The sequence below is a fragment of the Isoptericola jiangsuensis genome (genome assembly GCF_048320105.1).
GTDB lineage: Bacteria > Actinomycetota > Actinomycetes > Actinomycetales > Cellulomonadaceae > Isoptericola > Isoptericola jiangsuensis_A.
In genome coordinates, this window is record NZ_CP182942.1 from 1,430,659 (window position 1) to 1,445,629 (window position 14,971).

The 14,971-nt window shown below is 72.1% G+C and carries 14 protein-coding genes, 1 tRNA gene and 1 pseudogene; 6 read left to right on the forward strand and 10 right to left on the reverse strand.

The features are described 5' to 3' along the window. Positions 1-26: 26 nt before the first annotated feature. From ACNHYB_RS06760 to ACNHYB_RS06770, 3 genes are all read left to right on the forward strand, one after another. Positions 27-953: a hypothetical protein gene (locus ACNHYB_RS06760; protein WP_418277656.1), complete on the forward strand. Its 927-nt coding sequence runs from the start codon at positions 27-29 to the stop codon at positions 951-953. Positions 954-978: 25 nt separating this feature from the next. Then, positions 979-1,203 (forward strand): HNH endonuclease, encoded by a 225-nt coding sequence (locus ACNHYB_RS06765; protein ID WP_418277657.1) that lies wholly within the window; start codon positions 979-981, stop codon positions 1,201-1,203. Positions 1,204-1,437: 234 nt separating this feature from the next. Then, the gene (locus ACNHYB_RS06770; protein WP_418277658.1) at positions 1,438-1,917 is read left to right on the forward strand and encodes an HNH endonuclease; all 480 of its coding nucleotides are present in this window, start codon (positions 1,438-1,440) and stop codon (positions 1,915-1,917) included. Between the two features lie 9 nt (positions 1,918-1,926). On the opposite strand, the gene ACNHYB_RS06775 is transcribed toward ACNHYB_RS06770, so the two are convergent. The 4 genes from ACNHYB_RS06775 to ACNHYB_RS06790 form a co-directional block, all read right to left on the reverse strand. After that, positions 1,927-2,955, reverse strand: coding sequence for a hypothetical protein (locus ACNHYB_RS06775; RefSeq protein ID WP_418277659.1), 1,029 nt, complete (start codon positions 2,953-2,955; stop codon positions 1,927-1,929). 51 nt (positions 2,956-3,006) lie between these two features. Continuing rightward, positions 3,007-3,429, reverse strand: a complete 423-nt coding sequence (locus ACNHYB_RS06780; RefSeq protein WP_418277660.1) for a DUF779 domain-containing protein — start codon at positions 3,427-3,429, stop codon at positions 3,007-3,009. After that, the gene (locus tag ACNHYB_RS06785; protein WP_418277661.1) at positions 3,429-4,952 is read right to left on the reverse strand and encodes an aldehyde dehydrogenase family protein; all 1,524 of its coding nucleotides are present in this window, start codon (positions 4,950-4,952) and stop codon (positions 3,429-3,431) included. Before ACNHYB_RS06785 ends, ACNHYB_RS06780 begins: the two co-directional genes overlap by 1 nt. Before the next feature lie 144 nt (positions 4,953-5,096). After that, complete coding sequence (locus tag ACNHYB_RS06790) at positions 5,097-6,371, reverse strand: GAF domain-containing protein (RefSeq protein ID WP_418277663.1); 1,275 nt, start codon at positions 6,369-6,371, stop codon at positions 5,097-5,099. A gap of 167 nt (positions 6,372-6,538) precedes the next feature. Between ACNHYB_RS06790 and ACNHYB_RS06795 the strand changes: the two genes are divergently transcribed. The 3 genes from ACNHYB_RS06795 to ACNHYB_RS06805 all read left to right on the forward strand — a co-directional run bounded on the left by ACNHYB_RS06795 (position 6,539) and on the right by ACNHYB_RS06805 (position 8,423). Then, positions 6,539-7,444 carry a sulfurtransferase gene (locus tag ACNHYB_RS06795; RefSeq protein WP_418277664.1) on the forward strand — a complete coding sequence of 302 codons (906 nt, stop codon included), beginning with the start codon at positions 6,539-6,541 and terminating at the stop codon, positions 7,442-7,444. 72 nt (positions 7,445-7,516) lie between these two features. Continuing rightward, on the forward strand, positions 7,517-7,969 hold the full coding sequence (locus ACNHYB_RS06800; RefSeq protein WP_418277665.1) for a SufE family protein: 453 nt from the start codon (positions 7,517-7,519) through the stop codon (positions 7,967-7,969). A 76-nt stretch (positions 7,970-8,045) separates the two neighbouring features. Further along, positions 8,046-8,423 carry a universal stress protein gene (locus ACNHYB_RS06805; protein WP_418277666.1) on the forward strand — a complete coding sequence of 126 codons (378 nt, stop codon included), beginning with the start codon at positions 8,046-8,048 and terminating at the stop codon, positions 8,421-8,423. A gap of 131 nt (positions 8,424-8,554) precedes the next feature. Here the strand turns inward: ACNHYB_RS06805 and ACNHYB_RS06810 are convergent, their stop codons facing one another. The 6 genes and pseudogenes from ACNHYB_RS06810 to ACNHYB_RS06835 form a co-directional block, all read right to left on the reverse strand. Beyond that, a complete protein-coding gene (locus tag ACNHYB_RS06810) occupies positions 8,555-9,313 on the reverse strand; it encodes an amino acid ABC transporter ATP-binding protein (protein WP_418277667.1) in 759 nt (252 codons plus the stop codon). Then, the gene (locus tag ACNHYB_RS06815; protein WP_418277668.1) at positions 9,310-10,212 is read right to left on the reverse strand and encodes an amino acid ABC transporter permease; all 903 of its coding nucleotides are present in this window, start codon (positions 10,210-10,212) and stop codon (positions 9,310-9,312) included. The genes ACNHYB_RS06810 and ACNHYB_RS06815 overlap by 4 nt, the downstream gene beginning before the upstream one ends. Before the next feature lie 4 nt (positions 10,213-10,216). After that, positions 10,217-11,080 (reverse strand): transporter substrate-binding domain-containing protein, encoded by an 864-nt coding sequence (locus ACNHYB_RS06820; RefSeq protein ID WP_418277669.1) that lies wholly within the window; start codon positions 11,078-11,080, stop codon positions 10,217-10,219. A 130-nt stretch (positions 11,081-11,210) separates the two neighbouring features. Then, positions 11,211-11,480 carry a DUF7218 family protein gene (locus ACNHYB_RS06825; protein ID WP_418277670.1) on the reverse strand — a complete coding sequence of 90 codons (270 nt, stop codon included), beginning with the start codon at positions 11,478-11,480 and terminating at the stop codon, positions 11,211-11,213. A gap of 226 nt (positions 11,481-11,706) precedes the next feature. Continuing rightward, positions 11,707-11,783 (reverse strand) — tRNA-Met (locus tag ACNHYB_RS06830). Between the two features lie 98 nt (positions 11,784-11,881). Next, positions 11,882-14,928: pseudogene (locus tag ACNHYB_RS06835) on the reverse strand (UPF0182 family protein). Between the last annotated feature and the right edge of the window lie 43 nt (positions 14,929-14,971).

Here is a 14,971-nt window from a genome sequence, read left to right on the forward strand (position 1 = left end):
TGGGCATCGGGCTTGCGCTCCTGCCAATGACTCACTCTCCGTCTCCTGCACCCCCTCCGAAGATCGATACCCTTGCCGACGATCGGCAGGATGAATTTCTTGCAGAAGGCGTCGGCGACGGGACCCGTCCGGCCGACCACGACGGTCCGAAGGACCGCTACATTCGCGCCGACTCCGCGACCTGCATCGAGGACGACGAGGCGGACCTCTTCGACGAGCCCCGGTGGTACACCGCGATCGGTGGCTGTCCGGAAGGCGTGGCGGAGTTCGAGGTCATCCCGGCTCCGTGCGAGGACGGCGCCGTCGAGCTGCCGGCACTGTGGGTGGAGCGCGCCCTGGCCGGTGGTGGGTTCAGCGAGCCGGAGTACGTCTCGGGCCGGGAGTGCGTCACCCCGGCCGACGTCGCCGCCGAGGCGCAGCGCGCGTTCGCCCGGTTGCACATCCCGACCCCGCAGGCCGACGTCCAGGGCGGGGAGGTGCTGCTGGTCAACCGGTTCCACCCCGCCAGCACCACGGCCACCGCGATCACCACCGAGGTGGAGCTCCTCGGCGTCCCGGTCGTCATCCGCGCCGATCCGGTCGAGTTCGCCTGGGACTTCGACGACCCCTACTCCCCCGGAGGCGGCGTCCTCGTCACGACCGACCCCGGCAGGCACTGGGTCGACGGCGACCCCGAGCCCGACGCCTCATGGGTGGCGCACCGCTACACCCACCTCGGCGACCCCGACGTCGACCCCGGCACCGAGCGCGACGACGAGGGCGACTGGTATCGCGGCGAGGTCACGACCACGCTCGTCACCACCTGGCACGGGAGCTTCCAGCTCGCCGGGACCTCGATCTGGACGCCCATCGACGGTCAGATCACCACCACGACCACCCTCGACCCCGTCCGGGTGACCGAAGCCCGCGTGCGCCTGGTCTGCAGCGACCTGTCCGGCAACAGCACCTGCTGAGGCCCTCTGCCGTCGCGAGCAGCTCGTGCCTGCCCGACAGGGCCGGTCGCTCCTGAGTGCCGCCCTCCTGCTGGCCTGCGCCGGCCGTTGCGCAGTCACCGGTTCGGACGACCCCACCATCCTTCAGGCCGCGCACGTCGACCGGTTCGACGGCGCGTCCAGGAACGTCCTCGAGAACGGCCTGCTGCTCCGCTCCGACGTCCACCTCGGCGACGTCCCGGTCATCGCGCAGGCCATGGGCCCCACCTGAGGACCGGGGCACCAATCCCTTCAAAAGCCTCAGATCGGCGCATCGGGAAGACCTCCGATCCGCTAAGTGCTGGACTTCCGCCCTCCGCGCCTCTACTTTCATCGTGACGGACGCCACAGTGCACCCGTCCGACGGTCCTGCCCGGACCGTCGCCGTCGAGCAGTCCACCGCAGGGAGCCGCCGAGCGCACACCGACCGCAGGGTCGGCGCGCACCGCCAGGAGGGAGCAGGACCGTGGCCGACGTGCTGGTCCTCAACGCCGGCTACGAGCCGCTGCACCGCGTGTCGATGAAGCACGCCATCACGATGCTGGTGCGCGAGGTCGCCGTCGTGGAGGAGTTCGTGGAGGGCGCGTCGTTCGGCCCCTACCCGCTCCCCCGGGTGCTCCGGCTGGTCCGCTACGTGACGATGCGCTGGGTGTACCGCGGCGGTGGGCGCCCGGCCGTCACCAAGGACGGCGTCAAGCGGCGCGACGGCGCCTGCGCCTACTGCGGCGGACCGGCCCAGACGGTCGACCACGTGGTCCCTCGCTCCCGCGGGGGCGACAGCTCGTGGCTGAACCTCGTGGCGGCCTGCGAGCCCTGCAACCATCGCAAGGCGGACCGCACTCCTCTCGAGGCGGGGATGCCGTTGCGCGTGGCGCCCCACGTGCCGGCGGCCGACCACGGTCTGGTCCGACGACGTCGGCGGACCAGACCGCTGGCCGCGGCCTGACGCGGACCGTCAGTTCTCGTCGGCCGTCTCCCAGCGACGTTCGCCGTTCTCCGTCACCTCGGCGGGGAACGCGTCACCCACCTTGGTGATGGCGCCGGTGACGGGCTGCGGGACGGCCGGCCCGCTGGCGTCGAGCACGCGGGAGGCGACGACGGTGGCTCCGAAGTTCGCGTGGCACTCGGTGCAGTACCACTCCGGGGTGGGCACCGGCACCTCGAACCCGCCGTAGACGACGTCGGGCTCGGCGCTGACGACGTCGTCGCTGAAGGTCATGCCCCACACGATGCGCTTGGTGCGGCCGCGCACCCCGCAGCCGGGGCACTGGGGGCGCAGGCGGTTGCGCTGGGAGGTGACCGAGTGCTCGTGCATGAGGTCGTGGCACTGGGCGCACAGCAGGTGGACGTCGCGGATGACCTGGTCGAGGGTGCGTCCGCCGGCCGTCGTCGTCCCGAGCCGGACGGCGCCGTCGTCGTGCGCCTGGAGCTCGTGGACGTCGACGAACCGCTCGCAGGTGGCGCAGCGCTCCTCGCGACGCATGGCCCATCCGGTGACGGCGCGGTGGCCGATGAGGCGCAGCACGTGCACGTCGGGCACCGTCTGCCCGGAGCCGCAGTCGCCCGGGTCGATGGTGTGCACCGGTCCGTCGTGGAACTGGTTGGCGACGCCGTCCAGCACCGCGCGGGCGTGCTCGGCGGGCAGCCAGCCCGACGAGCCGATGTAGGCGTCGGCGCCGTCGAACAGGTCGGCCCACACGATGGGGCGGTCGGGGCCGAAGAGCTCGTCGGTCACCCAGGAGTCGCCGTCGGAGGCGCCCATGAGCTCGACGGACGCCACGACGCCCGCCTCGCCGAGCACGGTGACGACGACGTCGCCGCGCTTCGGGCCGTCGGGGCCGCCCGGCAGGGAGTGCTCGCGCGACCGCGTGGCGATCGCCACCGACTCCCGCAGCCATTCGGTGGACCAGTTCAGGTACACCGAGGGCACGAGCCAGGCGGGCAGGGACGAGACGGACGGGAGGGCGTCGACTTCGGTGCTCACGGATCCAGAACATACCCCGTCCGGGTGTCCCGGGACAGGGGTCGCCCGAGATCAGCGGCTCCGGTCGGCCTCCGCCAGCGCGACGGACTCGTCGTCGGTGAGCAGCCGTGACCGGATGATGAACCGCACGCCCTCGGGTGCCTCGACGCTGAACCCGGCCCCCCGGCCCGGGACGACGTCGATGGTCAGGTGCGTGTGCTTCCAGTACTCGAACTGCGCCTTGGACATCCACACCGGCACGGTGAAGGCCTCGCCTGCGTCCGCGGCGCCGTCCGGGTCAGCGCCCACCTCGAGGTCGCCGAGGTGGACGTCGGCGTCGCCGGTGAGGAAGTCGCCCGCCGGGTAGCACATCGGGCTCGACCCGTCGCAGCAGCCGCCCGACTGGTGGAACATCAGCTCGCCGTGCCGGCGACGCAGCCGGGCCAGCAGCCCGGCCGCGTCGCGGGTGACGGCGACGCGCGTCGCCGTCGCCATCAGAAGAACCCGAGCTTCTGCCCCGAGTAGCTGACGAGCAGGTTCTTGGTCTGCTGGTAGTGGTCGAGCATCATCTTGTGGTTCTCCCGCCCGACGCCGGAGCCCTTGTACCCGCCGAACGCGGCAGCGGCGGGGTAGGCGTGGTAGCAGTTGGTCCACACCCGACCGGCCTCGATGGTCCGCCCGGCGCGGTACGCCGTCGACCCGTTGCGGGTCCACACGCCCGCTCCGAGGCCGTAGAGGGTGTCGTTGGCGATCTTCATCGCGTCGTCGTAGTCGTCGAAGGCGGTGACCGCGACGACGGGACCGAAGATCTCCTCCTGGAAGATCCGCATGGAGTTCTTGCCCTCGAACACGGTGGGGGTCACGTAGTAGCCGCCCGCCAGGTCCCCGTCGAGCTCGGCCCGCGCTCCACCGGTGAGCACGGTGGCCCCCTCGGCCTTGCCGATGTCGATGTAGGACAGGATCTTCTCCAGCTGGTCGTTGGAGGCCTGCGCGCCGATCATCGTCTCGGTGTCCAGGGGGTTGCCCTGCTTGACGGCCCGGGTCCGCTCGAGCGCGTCGCCGAGGAACTGGTCGTAGATCTCCGACTGGATGAGGGCCCGCGAGGGGCACGTGCACACCTCGCCCTGGTTGAGGGCGAACATGGTGAAGCCCTCGAGCGCCTTGTCGTAGAAGTCGTCCCGCTCGGCCGCGACGTCGGAGAAGAAGATGTTCGGGCTCTTGCCGCCGAGCTCGAGGGTGACCGGGATGATGTTCTGCGACGCGTACTGCATGATCAGGCGGCCCGTGGTCGTCTCGCCCGTGAACGCGATCTTGCGGATCCGTGGGCTGGACGCCAACGGCTTGCCCGCCTCGGCCCCGAACCCGTTGACCACGTTGACCACGCCCGGCGGCAGCAGGTCACCGACGAGGTCCATGAGGAACAGGATGGAGGCCGGCGTCTGCTCGGCAGGCTTGAGGACGACGGCGTTGCCCGCCGCGAGCGCCGGGGCGAGCTTCCAGGTGGCCATGAGGATGGGGAAGTTCCACGGGATGATCTGCCCGACGACGCCGAGCGGTTCGTGGAAGTGGTAGGCGATGGTGTCTTCGTCGATCTCGGAGATCCCGCCCTCCTGGGCGCGGATCGCTCCGGCGAAGTAGCGGAAGTGGTCGATCGCGAGGGGGATGTCCGCGGCGAGGGTCTCGCGCACGGGCTTGCCGTTCTCCCAGGCCTCGGCGACGGCGATCTCCTCCAGGTGCGCCTCCATGCGGTCGGCGATCTTGTTGAGGATGCCGGCCCGTTCGGCGGCGCTCGTGCGGCCCCACGCGGGGGCGGCGCCGTGGGCGGCGTCGAGGGCTCGTTCGATGTCGGCGGCGTCTCCGCGCGCGACCTCGCAGAAGGTCTGTCCGGTGACGGGTGAGGGGTTCTCGAAGTACTCGCCGTTCGCGGGCGGCACGTACTGGCCGCCGATCCAGTGGTCGTAGCGTGCGCGGTACTCGACGATGGCTCCCGGCTGTCCGGGTGCCGCGTAGACGGTCATGGCTCGCTGCCTCCTTGCGTGCGGTGCACAACCCGTCGGGCCCGGTGTGCGGGTCCGACGTCGACGCGTCGTCGCGTCGTGGTGCCCACGCTAGGGACGGGGCGTTGCAGCGGCGTTGCAGAGGTGTCGCGCCCGCGGGCCGGCTCAGCGCAGGTCTGCGTCCAGGACGGCGAGGTGGGCGCGGGCCCGGGCCCCGAGCGGGCTGGCGGGGGCGGTGCGGCGGGTGAGCAGGCTCCAGGCGGCGTGGTCGGCGGCGCCGTCGTCGGTGCGGGTCCAGGCGTCGAGGGCTCCCGGGTCGCCGTCGGCCAGGACGGCGGAGCGCATCTCCGCGGCGAGCTCGGTGCGGGCACGTTCGACACCGGGCGCCACGGACCAGGGCAGGAGCGGGCCGGTGTAGGTCGTGAGCGCCCCGTGGACGTCGCCGTCGGCGAGGCGGGCGCGCACGACGGCGACGTCGGTGCGGACGCCGGGGGCGAGCCGGTAGGGCCGTGACCCGACGACGAGGGGCCCGGCGGCGCGGCGCAGCCGGGACACCTCGGCCCGCACGGTCACGGCGGAGAGGTCGCCGGGGTGCAGCAGGACGGCGAGCTCCTCGACGCTGAGCCCGTTCGGGTGCTCGCCGAGCAGCGCGAGGATCTCGGCGTGCCGGCCGGTGAGGCGGCGTTCTCCCCGGGGTGTGCGGACGGTGGGGCGGTCCAGCAGCCGGACGTCGACCGGGGGGCCGGCGGTCGCCTGGGTGCCGAGCCGGACGAGCTCTCGTTCGACGCCGGCGACGACGGCGCGCACGAGGGAGAGCGCGACGCTGGACCCGGCGGCCCGCCCGCCGGTGACGTCGAGCACGCCGACGATGTGCCCGTCAGGGCCGTGGATCGGGGCGGCGGCGCAGTTGAGCGCCTGGACGGGGCGGGCGAAGTGCTCGGCACCGAGCACCTGGACGGCTCGGCGGGTGGCGAGCGCGGTGCCGGGTGCGTTGGTGCCGACGTCGCGCTCGCGCCAGACGGCGCCGGGCAGGAAGCCGACGCGTTCGGCGACGGTGCGGGTGCGGGGGTCGCCCTCGACCCAGAGCAGGCGTCCGACGTCGTCGGACACGGCGACCACGAGGCCGTCGTCCCGGGCGCCGTCGACGACGAGGTCGCGGACCATCGGCATGACGTCGGCCAGGGGGTGGGAGGTGCGGTACTCGTCGAGCGCGGCGGCGTCCATGGCCGCGGCGGTGCGGACGTGCTCGGGGTCGACGCCGGATCGCAGGCTGCGACGCCACGAGGCGACGACGAGCGGGTCGAGGCCTGTCGGTGCGGAGCCGGTGACGAGGAACCGGTCGTAGGCGGTGCGGACGGTGCGGCGGTCGCGGGCCACGGCGGCCGCCTTCGCCGGCACCGGCGCGTCCGGTGCCGGACGGGGGTGGGGTCGGTGCTCCATGGCGCCTCCGACGTCGTCGTGCGGTGGTGCCGTCAGTGTAGGACGCGCACGCTCGGGCCACGCCGTGAGTCGTCTCAAATACTGGTCCCACATCATGGACACGACTTGTCACCCCTGGTCGGCCCACCCCTAGGGTGGCCCAAGACCCCACACCACCGGAGGACACGATGTCTGCTTCGCTCGACCCGAACCCGCGGCTCCAGGAGTACGCCCACCCTGAGCGCCTCGTCACCACCGAGTGGCTGGCCGCGAACCTCGGGTCCCCCGACCTGGTCGTCGTCGAGTCCGACGAGGACGTGCTCCTCTACGAGACCGGCCACATCCCGGGCGCGGTCAAGATCGACTGGCACACCGACCTGCTGCTGCCCGTCGAGCGCGACTACCTGGACGGTCCCGGGTTCGCCGACCTGCTCGGGTCCAAGGGCATCGGCCGCGACACGACGATCGTCCTCTACGGCGACAAGAACAACTGGTGGGCGGCGTACACCGCCTGGGTCTTCACGCTGTTCGGCCACGAGGACGTCCGCCTGCTCGACGGCGGCCGCAACCTCTGGGTCGCCGAGGGCCGCGAGCTGACCACCGACGTCCCGTCCCCCGCCGCCGTCGAGTACCCCCACGTCGAGCGCGACGACTCCACGTTCCGCGCCTTCAAGGAGGACGTGCTCGCCCACCTCGGCAACGGTCCCCTCGTCGACATCCGCTCCCCGCAGGAGTTCACCGGCGAGCGCCTGCACATCCCCGACTACCCGGAGGAGGGGGTGCTGCGCGGCGGGCACATCCCCACCGCGAACAACGTGCCGTGGGCGACGGCCGTGGCCGAGGACGGCACCTACAAGCCCCGCGCCGAGCTCGAGGCCATCTACCGCGAGGGCGGCCTCGGCCTGCAGCTCGACGACAAGGTGATCACGTACTGCCGCATCGGCGAGCGCTCCAGCCACACCTGGTTCGCGCTGCGCTACCTGCTGGGCATCGACGACGTGCGCAACTACGACGGCTCGTGGACCGAGTGGGGCAACGCGGTGCGCGTGCCCATCGTCGCCGGGGACCAGCCCGGCGAGGCCCCCGCGGCCTGACCCTCCGGGCGTGGTGGGCGCCCGGCGCCACCGGCGGGCGCCCACCACGCCGAGCTACGAGATGATGGGGACATGACCGACGACCCGAAGCCGCTGCCCGCTTCGCTGCAGGAGATCTGCGAGGACTTCCTCGCGCTGACCGAGCCGGAGCGGCTGCAGCTCCTGCTGGAGTTCTCCCGCGATCTCCCGACCCTGCCGGACCGCTACGCCGCCGCACCCGGCATGCTCGAGAAGGTCGAGGAGTGCCAGTCGCCCGTCCGCGCCTTCGCGGAGGTCGCCGACGGCGTCGTCACCTTCTACGCCTCGGCGCCGCCCGAGGCGCCCACCACCCGCGGGTTCGCCTCGATCCTCGCCCAGGGACTCTCCGGTCTGACGCCGCAGCAGGTCGTGGACGTCCCCGAGGACTTCCCCATGCAGCTCGGCCTCACCCGCGCGGTGAGCGCGCTGCGGCTCAACGGGATGACCGGGATGCTCACCCGGGCCAAGCGCCAGGTCATCGAACAGCTCGCCGCCGCCGAGGGCTGAGCGGACGCCGACGGCTGTCGCGGGCCACCGCGGGACCTGGGTGCACCCCTCTGCCCGGATGTGCGAGAGTGGGCCCATGACGGTGCTCGTGGCCTACAACAGCTCACCGCACGGCGAGGCCGCCGTGCGCACGGCCCTCGCCGAGACCCGCCGCCGCGACCTCCCGCTGCACGTCGTCGTCCTGGATCCGCAGGCAACGGACGCCCCGACCCCCGCCGGCCTCGCAGCGCTGCTCGTCGACGCCGGTGAGCCGTCGATCACCTACCGCCACGAGCACACCGAGCCCGCCGACGCGATCCTCGACGCGGCCGACGCCGCCGGCGCCACCCTCGTCGTCGTGGGATCGCGCAAGCGGTCCAGCGAGGGGACCTTCCTCATGGGTTCGACGACGCAGCGCGTCCTGCTGGACGCCTCGGTGCCCGTGCTCGTCGTCAAGGACACCTACGACGCCTGACCCGGCGGCACCCGGACACGGCCGACCCGGGGCGGGCACGCCCCGTCGTACGCGGCGGCCAGGACCGTTCACCGGGCGTCCTGCGGGCGGCCCCCACGCGCACGGCCCCCGCGCGCACGGCGGACCCGTGATCAGCGCAGCCGACGCAGGAACTCGCGGGTGCGCTCGCGCTGCGGGTCGTCCAGGACCTGCGCCGGGGTGCCGCGCTCGTGCACGCGTCCTTCGTGCAGGAACACCACCTCGTCGGCCACCTGGCGGGCGAACGCCATCTCGTGGGTGGCCACCAACATGGTGGTGCCCTCGTCGCGCAGGGTCGTCAGCAGGTCCAGCACCTCGCCCACGAGCTCCGGGTCGAGCGCCGAGGTGACCTCGTCGAGCAGCAGCAGCTCGGGTCCGCCGGCGAGCGCGCGGGCGATCGCGGCACGCTGCTGCTCGCCGCCGGAGAGCTGGTCGGGGTACGCGCGGGCCTTGTGCGCGAGCCCGACCTTCTCCAGCATCGCCGTCGCGGACTCCTCGGCCGCCGCGCGCGACCGCCCGTGCACGACGCGCGGGGCGAGCGTGACGTTGTCCAGCACGCGCAGGTGCGGGAACAGGTTGTACTGCTGGAACACCATCGCCAGGCGGGCCCGGACGGCGTCGGCGTCCACCCAGGGGTCGGCGACGTCGACGCCGTCGAGCAGCACCTGACCGTCGTCCACGTCCTCCAGGAGGTCGACGACGCGCAGCAGCGTCGACTTGCCGGAGCCCGAGGACCCGACCAGCACGACGCAGGCGTGCTCGCGGACGTCGAGGTCGATGCCGTCGAGCACGACCTTGCGCCCGGCGCGTCGCCCAGGACCGTCGGGGTAGGTCTTGCGCACGCCGCGCAGGCTCAGCAGCGCCTCGTTCATCGCACCGACCCCGCCCCGCTGCCGCGCAGGCTCCCCCGCCAGCCCTGGCGCGCCGACCAGGCGTCCACGAGCCGCGTGAGCGGGATCGACACCAGGAGGAACAGCACGCCGGCGACGACGTAGGGCGTGAAGTTGTAGTCGCCCGTGGTGGCGATCTGGGCGGCGCGGATGGCGTCCACGGCGCCGAGGATCGAGATCAGTCCCGAGTCCTTCTGCAGGGACACCAGGGTGCTCGCCACGGGTGCCGACACGTTGCGCACCGCCTGCGGCAGCACGACCCGGCGTACCGCCTGCCCACGGGTCAGGCCGAGGGACCGGGCCGCGAGGACCTGCGAGGGGTGCACCGACTCGATGCCGGCGCGGAAGATCTCGGCGAGGTAGGCGGTGTAGGCGAGCACGATCGACAGCCCGCCGAGGAACGCCGCCCCGACCGGCAGCCACTCCAGGCGCAGCGCGGGCAGCCCGAACCCGACCAGCAGGATCACCAGCAGGACCGGCACCCCGCGGAACACGTCCACGTACAGCACGGTCAGCAGCCGTGCAGGGAAGAGCGCCGGGATCCGCGAGGTCCGCACCAGGGCGAGCGCCAGGCCGACGACGAGCCCGACGACGGAGGCCACGACCCACACGCGCAGGTTCAGCCACAGGCCTTCGGCGACCTCGGGCAGCACCTCCCAGGCCCGCTCGGGCGAGAAGAACGCCTCCCGGGCGCGTTCCCAGCCCGGGGCGGTCGTGACGACCTGGACGACCACGACCACCACGAGAGCCGTCGCGACGCCCGCGACGAGCAACGCCCTGCGGTGCTGCGCCCGCCGGTAGTCCGTGCGGGCGCGGGCGCGCTCCGAGGGCACCCAGCCGCCGTCGGCGGCCGGGGCGTCGGGACCCTCGGGAGCGCGCAACGGTTCAGGAGAGCTCTGGCACGTCGTCGGACCGCAGCCACTCGGTGCGCAGGGCGTCGAGCGTGCCGTCCTCCTCGAGCCGGTCGACGGCGGCGGACACGCAGGGCGTCAGCGGCGAGTCCTGGTCGAGGACGAGGCCGAGCTGCTCCGGCTCCCCCACCGCCGGGAGCGTCCCCACGACGTGCGTGTCGGGGAAGTAGACCGTCGAGGCGGCGACGCCCTGGTCGACGTCCATGACCATCGCGTCGATCGTGCCGGAGCTCAGCGCGGTCATGCCGTCCCCCGCCGCGCTGTACGGCACCACCTCGACGGCGTCGCCCCAGGCGGCCTGGGCGACGTCGCGCGACGTCTGCGAGGCCGTGACACCCACCCGGGCGCCCTCGAGGTCCGCGAGCGACGCGGCCGCGGCGAAGGAGCCCGAGTCGGCCACGATGACGCCCTGACGGCTCGTGAGGTAGGGGCTGGAGAAGTCGACGGCCTGCTCGCGCTCGGGGGTGATCGTCGTCTGGTAGGCGGCGACGTCGAACGGCTTGATCGCCGGGGAGATGATCTGCTCGAACGTCACGGTCTGCCAGACGACGTCCTCGGGCTCGTAGCCGAGCTCGTCGGCCACCGCGTACACCAGGGCGGACTCGAACCCCTCGCCGCTGGACGGCTCCCCCACGTACCAGGGCTCGAAGGGCTCGCCCGCGCCGACCGTCAGCGTGCCCTCGGTGAGCGTCTCCAGGGCCGGCCCCTCGGCGCACGCCTGCTCACCGGCGGACGCGGACGGGGTGGCCTGCACCCGGTCGTTCTCGTCGTCCGCGGAACAGGCGGCCAGGCCGAGGACGACGACGGGGACGAGCGCTGCCAGTGCACGGGTTCGCACGGGGTACCTCCGGACTCGGGCGGACGGCGCGGTTCGCCGTCGCGGGCCGGGTTCGAGCCTAGGCGTGCCGGGCCCTGCCCAGAACCCGCGCCGGCTGTGCTCCCCGTCACGCCGTCCGCCGGCGCGCCGGTCAGTGGTTGCGCAGGGCCTCGATCAGCTCGTCCTTGGTCATCGACGACCGGCCCTCGACGTCCAGCTCGGCGGCCCTGCCGCGCAGGTCGTCCACCGTCCAGTCCTCGTACGCGGGGGACTCGCCACCCTTCTGGCCGACGCTGCTGCGTCCGCGGTCGGCCGCGGCGTTCGCGATCCGCGCGGACTTCTCCTTGCTGTTGCCCTCGTCGCGGAGCTTCTCGTACAGCTCGTCGTCCTTGACGCTGGGCCCGGGGTCACGCTGCGGCATCGTCCTGCTCCTTCCACGTTCGTCTACGACGTCCTCATCGTGGCCCCGGCGGCGGCGGCGTGCATCTTCGCGCAAGAGGAGTCGAGCAACCCCGAGTTCCGAGGTCCACGGTCCGAGGACCGAGGTCGCAGATCCGAGGTCGGAGATCCGAGGGGGACGGCCGGGGAAGGGTCCGGACATGACGAAGGCCCCCGGTCAGCATTTCTGCTGACCGGGGGCCTTCCGGTGGTAGCGGGGGCAGGATTTGAACCTGCGACCTCTGGGTTATGAGCCCAGCGAGCTACCGAGCTGCTCCACCCCGCGTCGGTGATATGAACACTACGCCACCGATTCGGACGAAGTCCAATCGATCCGGGCAGGTGGGACGCACGTCACAACTCGTCCCACCTGCCCGGCGCCGATCACTCGGAGATCTCGCCCTCGGCGGCCAGCGCGTCCTCCAGCGCGGCCTGCAGACGCTCCTGGGCCTCGCCGTAGGCGGTCCAGTCACCGTCCTGCAGAGCGGCGTTGCTGTCGGTCAGCGCCTGGTTCGCCTCCTGCAGCGCCTCGTCCAGACGCGTCTGGGGGTCGCCCGACGGCGCGGTGGTGCCGGTCGGCTCGGCGGACGGCTCCTCGCTGGGGGTCGCGGACGGCGTGGGCGACGGCGTCGCACCCTCGATGTCCTCGCCCGTGTCGGGCTCGATCTCGACCTCGTCGGTCGGCACGTCCGTCTCCGCGTCGGCCGCGTCACCGGCCTCGGCGCCCGAGTCACCCTCGAACACCTGGTCCAGCGCCTCGTCGAGCGTCTCCGCGTAGCCCGTCTGGTCACCGAAGGCGACCAGCACCCGGCGCAGCAGCGGGAACTGCGTCCCGGAGCCCGACTGGATGTAGACCGGCTGCACGTAGAGCAGACCGCCACCCACCGGGAGGGTGAGCTGGTTGCCGCGCACGACCTCCGAGTCCCCCGGCTGAGGATGTTCAGCTGTTCGGAGATCGTCGGGTTCGAGTTGAAGTTGTTCTGCACCTGACCCGGTCCGGGGACCGTCGAGTCCCGAGGGAGCTCGAGCAGCCGCAGCGTCCCGTACTCCTCGGCGACCTCGCCGTCGGTGCTGCCCGCGTCGGCGTCCGCCGCGAGATACCCCGTGAGGATCTCGCGGTTGGTGTTGCCGCCGGGGATGAACGTGCTCGTCAGGGAGAAGGCGGACTCCTCCTCGCCGGGCATCTGCAGCGTCAGGTAGTACGGCGGCTGCTTCGAGCTGCCCTGGTCACCGCCGGTGACGGGGTCGTTCGGCGTGCGCCACTCGTCCGAGCCGGTGAACAGCGCGACGGCGTCCGTCACGTGGTAGCGCTCGAGCAGGGTGCGCTGCACCTTGAACATGTCCTGCGGGTAGCGCACGTGCGACATGAGATCGCCGGAGATCTCCGAGATCGGCTCCAGCGAGCCCGGGAAGACCTCTTCCCACGCCTTGAGGACCGGGTCCTCCTCGTCCCACGCGTACAGCGTGACCGAGCCGTCGTAGGCGTCGACCGTCGCCTTGACCGAGTTGCGGATGTAGTTCACCTCGGGCGGGAGCTCGACCGGCACGCCCTGGGCGGCCAGCGTGAGCGAGTCCGTCGTGGCCTCCTGCATCGCCTGGCTCGTCGAGTACGGGAACGCGTCCGTCGTCGTGTAGCCGTCGACGATCCACTTCACGCGACCGTCCACGACGGCCGGGTACACCTCGTTGTCGAGCGTGAGCCACGGGGCCACCTTGGCCACGCGCTCCTGCGGGTCACGGTCGTAGAGGATCTGCGACTCGGACGTGACGCGGTCCGAGAAGAAGATCTCCTCGTCGCCGAACTTCAGCGCGTAGAGCAGCTTCTGGAAGAACGAGCCGATCCCGGGCCCGACCTCGACCTCGTCCGTCGGGAACTTCGTCAGGACCTGCTGACCGCCCTCCTCGTCGGCCTGGTAGTCCAGCTCCCAGGGGTCCTCGTCCTCCGGGGCGCCGACGATCGAGTACGTCGGCGACTCCGGGCTGAAGTAGATCCGCGGCTCGTAGCCCCCCTCGGTCAGGTCCGTCAGCGCGCCCTGCGTCGGGATGCCGCCCTCGTAGAACGCGGGCTGGCCGTCCGGTCCGGGCTGGTTGCCGTACGCCGCCACCACGCCGAAGCCGTGGGTGTACACGGTGCGGTCGTTGATCCAGTTGCGGTCCGCCAGGCCGGCGAGGTTCAGCTCGCGCACCGCGATCACGGTGTCGCGCGACTCCCCGTCGATGTCGTAGCGGTCCACCGACAGGTTGTCCGTGAAGTTGTAGAACTGCTTGTTCTGCTGCAGCTGGCGGAACGACGGGCTGACGACCTGCGGGTCCAGCAGGCGCACCTGGGTGGTCGTGTCGGCGTCGTCGCGGAGCTGACCGGCCGTGACCTCCGTCGTCGCGTCGTACGGCTGGGTCTCGACGTCGTCGATGTCGAACGCGGAGCGCGTGGCGTCGATGTTGCGCTGGATGTACGGCGCCTCGAGCGCCTGCGCGTTCGGCTGCACCTGGAAGCGCTCCACGACGGCCGGGTAGATCCCGCCGATGGCGATCGCCGCGACGACCATGAGGCCGACGCCGATGGCGGGCAGGCGCCACGTGTCCCGGAAGGCCGCCACGACGAACAGCACCGCCACGAGGACCGCCACGCCGGTGAGGATCTCCTTGGACGGGATCACGGCGTGCACGTCCGTGTACGAGGCGCCGTCGTAGCGGTCGTTGCGGTTGGTGAGGATCGAGTACCGGTCGAGCCAGTAGTTGACGCCGATCAGCAGCATCAGCAGCGTGCCGAGGACCGCGAGGTGCACGCGGGCCGCCGTCGTCGTGCGCGACGCGCCCGGCTCGACCGCACCGATGCGCAGCCCGCCGTACAGGTAGTGGGTGACCACCGCGGCGACCGCGGAGATCACCACGACCGTCAGCAGGAAGCTCACGGCGAAGCGCAGCACCGGCAGCGTGAACACGTAGAAGCCGACGTCGATGCCGAACTCCGGGTCCGCCTCGCCGAACGACTGCCCGTTGAGGGCGAGCAGGACCGTGCGCCACTGCGACGACGCGGCCACACCGGCGAACAGACCGATCAGCACCGGGCCCGCGTAGGTGACGACCTTGCGCAGCGGCTCGACGGCCTCGCGGTACTGGTCGAGGGTCGCCTGCTCGGGCGTCGAGGGCGCGTAGATCGGCCGGGTGCGGTACCCGATCGAGAACGAGCTGAAGACCGCGCCGCCCATCACGAGGAAGGCGAGCACGAACAGCACGCCACGGGCGATCCACTGCGTCCACACGACGTCGGCGTAGCCGACCTGGGTGAACCACAGGACCTCCGTCCAGAAGTTCACGAGCAGCAGCAGCAGGGCGATCAGCGCGCCGAGCACCACCAGGGTGATCAGCAGCGGGCTGCGACGCCGGGCCGGCGGCGGTCCGTCCGGACGTCGGGGTGGGGCGAAGGACACGGTGCGGGCACCTCATCTGTGCTCGGGACTGGGACGCGTGCTG

Bases quoted from the DNA above. Each gene is read 5' to 3' on its own strand.
- ACNHYB_RS06760 (WP_418277656.1), top strand. From the start codon at position 27: ATGACTCACTCTCCGTCTCCTGCACCCCCTCCGAAGATCGATACCCTT.
- ACNHYB_RS06780 (WP_418277660.1), bottom strand. From the start codon at position 3,429: ATGGCGACGGCGACGCGCGTCGCCGTCACCCGCGACGCGGCCGGGCTG.
- ACNHYB_RS06785 (WP_418277661.1), bottom strand. From the start codon at position 4,952: ATGACCGTCTACGCGGCACCCGGACAGCCGGGAGCCATCGTCGAGTAC.
- ACNHYB_RS06790 (WP_418277663.1), bottom strand. From the start codon at position 6,371: ATGGAGCACCGACCCCACCCCCGTCCGGCACCGGACGCGCCGGTGCCG.
- ACNHYB_RS06795 (WP_418277664.1), top strand. From the start codon at position 6,539: ATGTCTGCTTCGCTCGACCCGAACCCGCGGCTCCAGGAGTACGCCCAC.
- ACNHYB_RS06800 (WP_418277665.1), top strand. From the start codon at position 7,517: ATGACCGACGACCCGAAGCCGCTGCCCGCTTCGCTGCAGGAGATCTGC.
- ACNHYB_RS06805 (WP_418277666.1), top strand. From the start codon at position 8,046: ATGACGGTGCTCGTGGCCTACAACAGCTCACCGCACGGCGAGGCCGCC.
- ACNHYB_RS06810 (WP_418277667.1), bottom strand. From the start codon at position 9,313: ATGAACGAGGCGCTGCTGAGCCTGCGCGGCGTGCGCAAGACCTACCCC.
- ACNHYB_RS06825 (WP_418277670.1), bottom strand. From the start codon at position 11,480: ATGCCGCAGCGTGACCCCGGGCCCAGCGTCAAGGACGACGAGCTGTAC.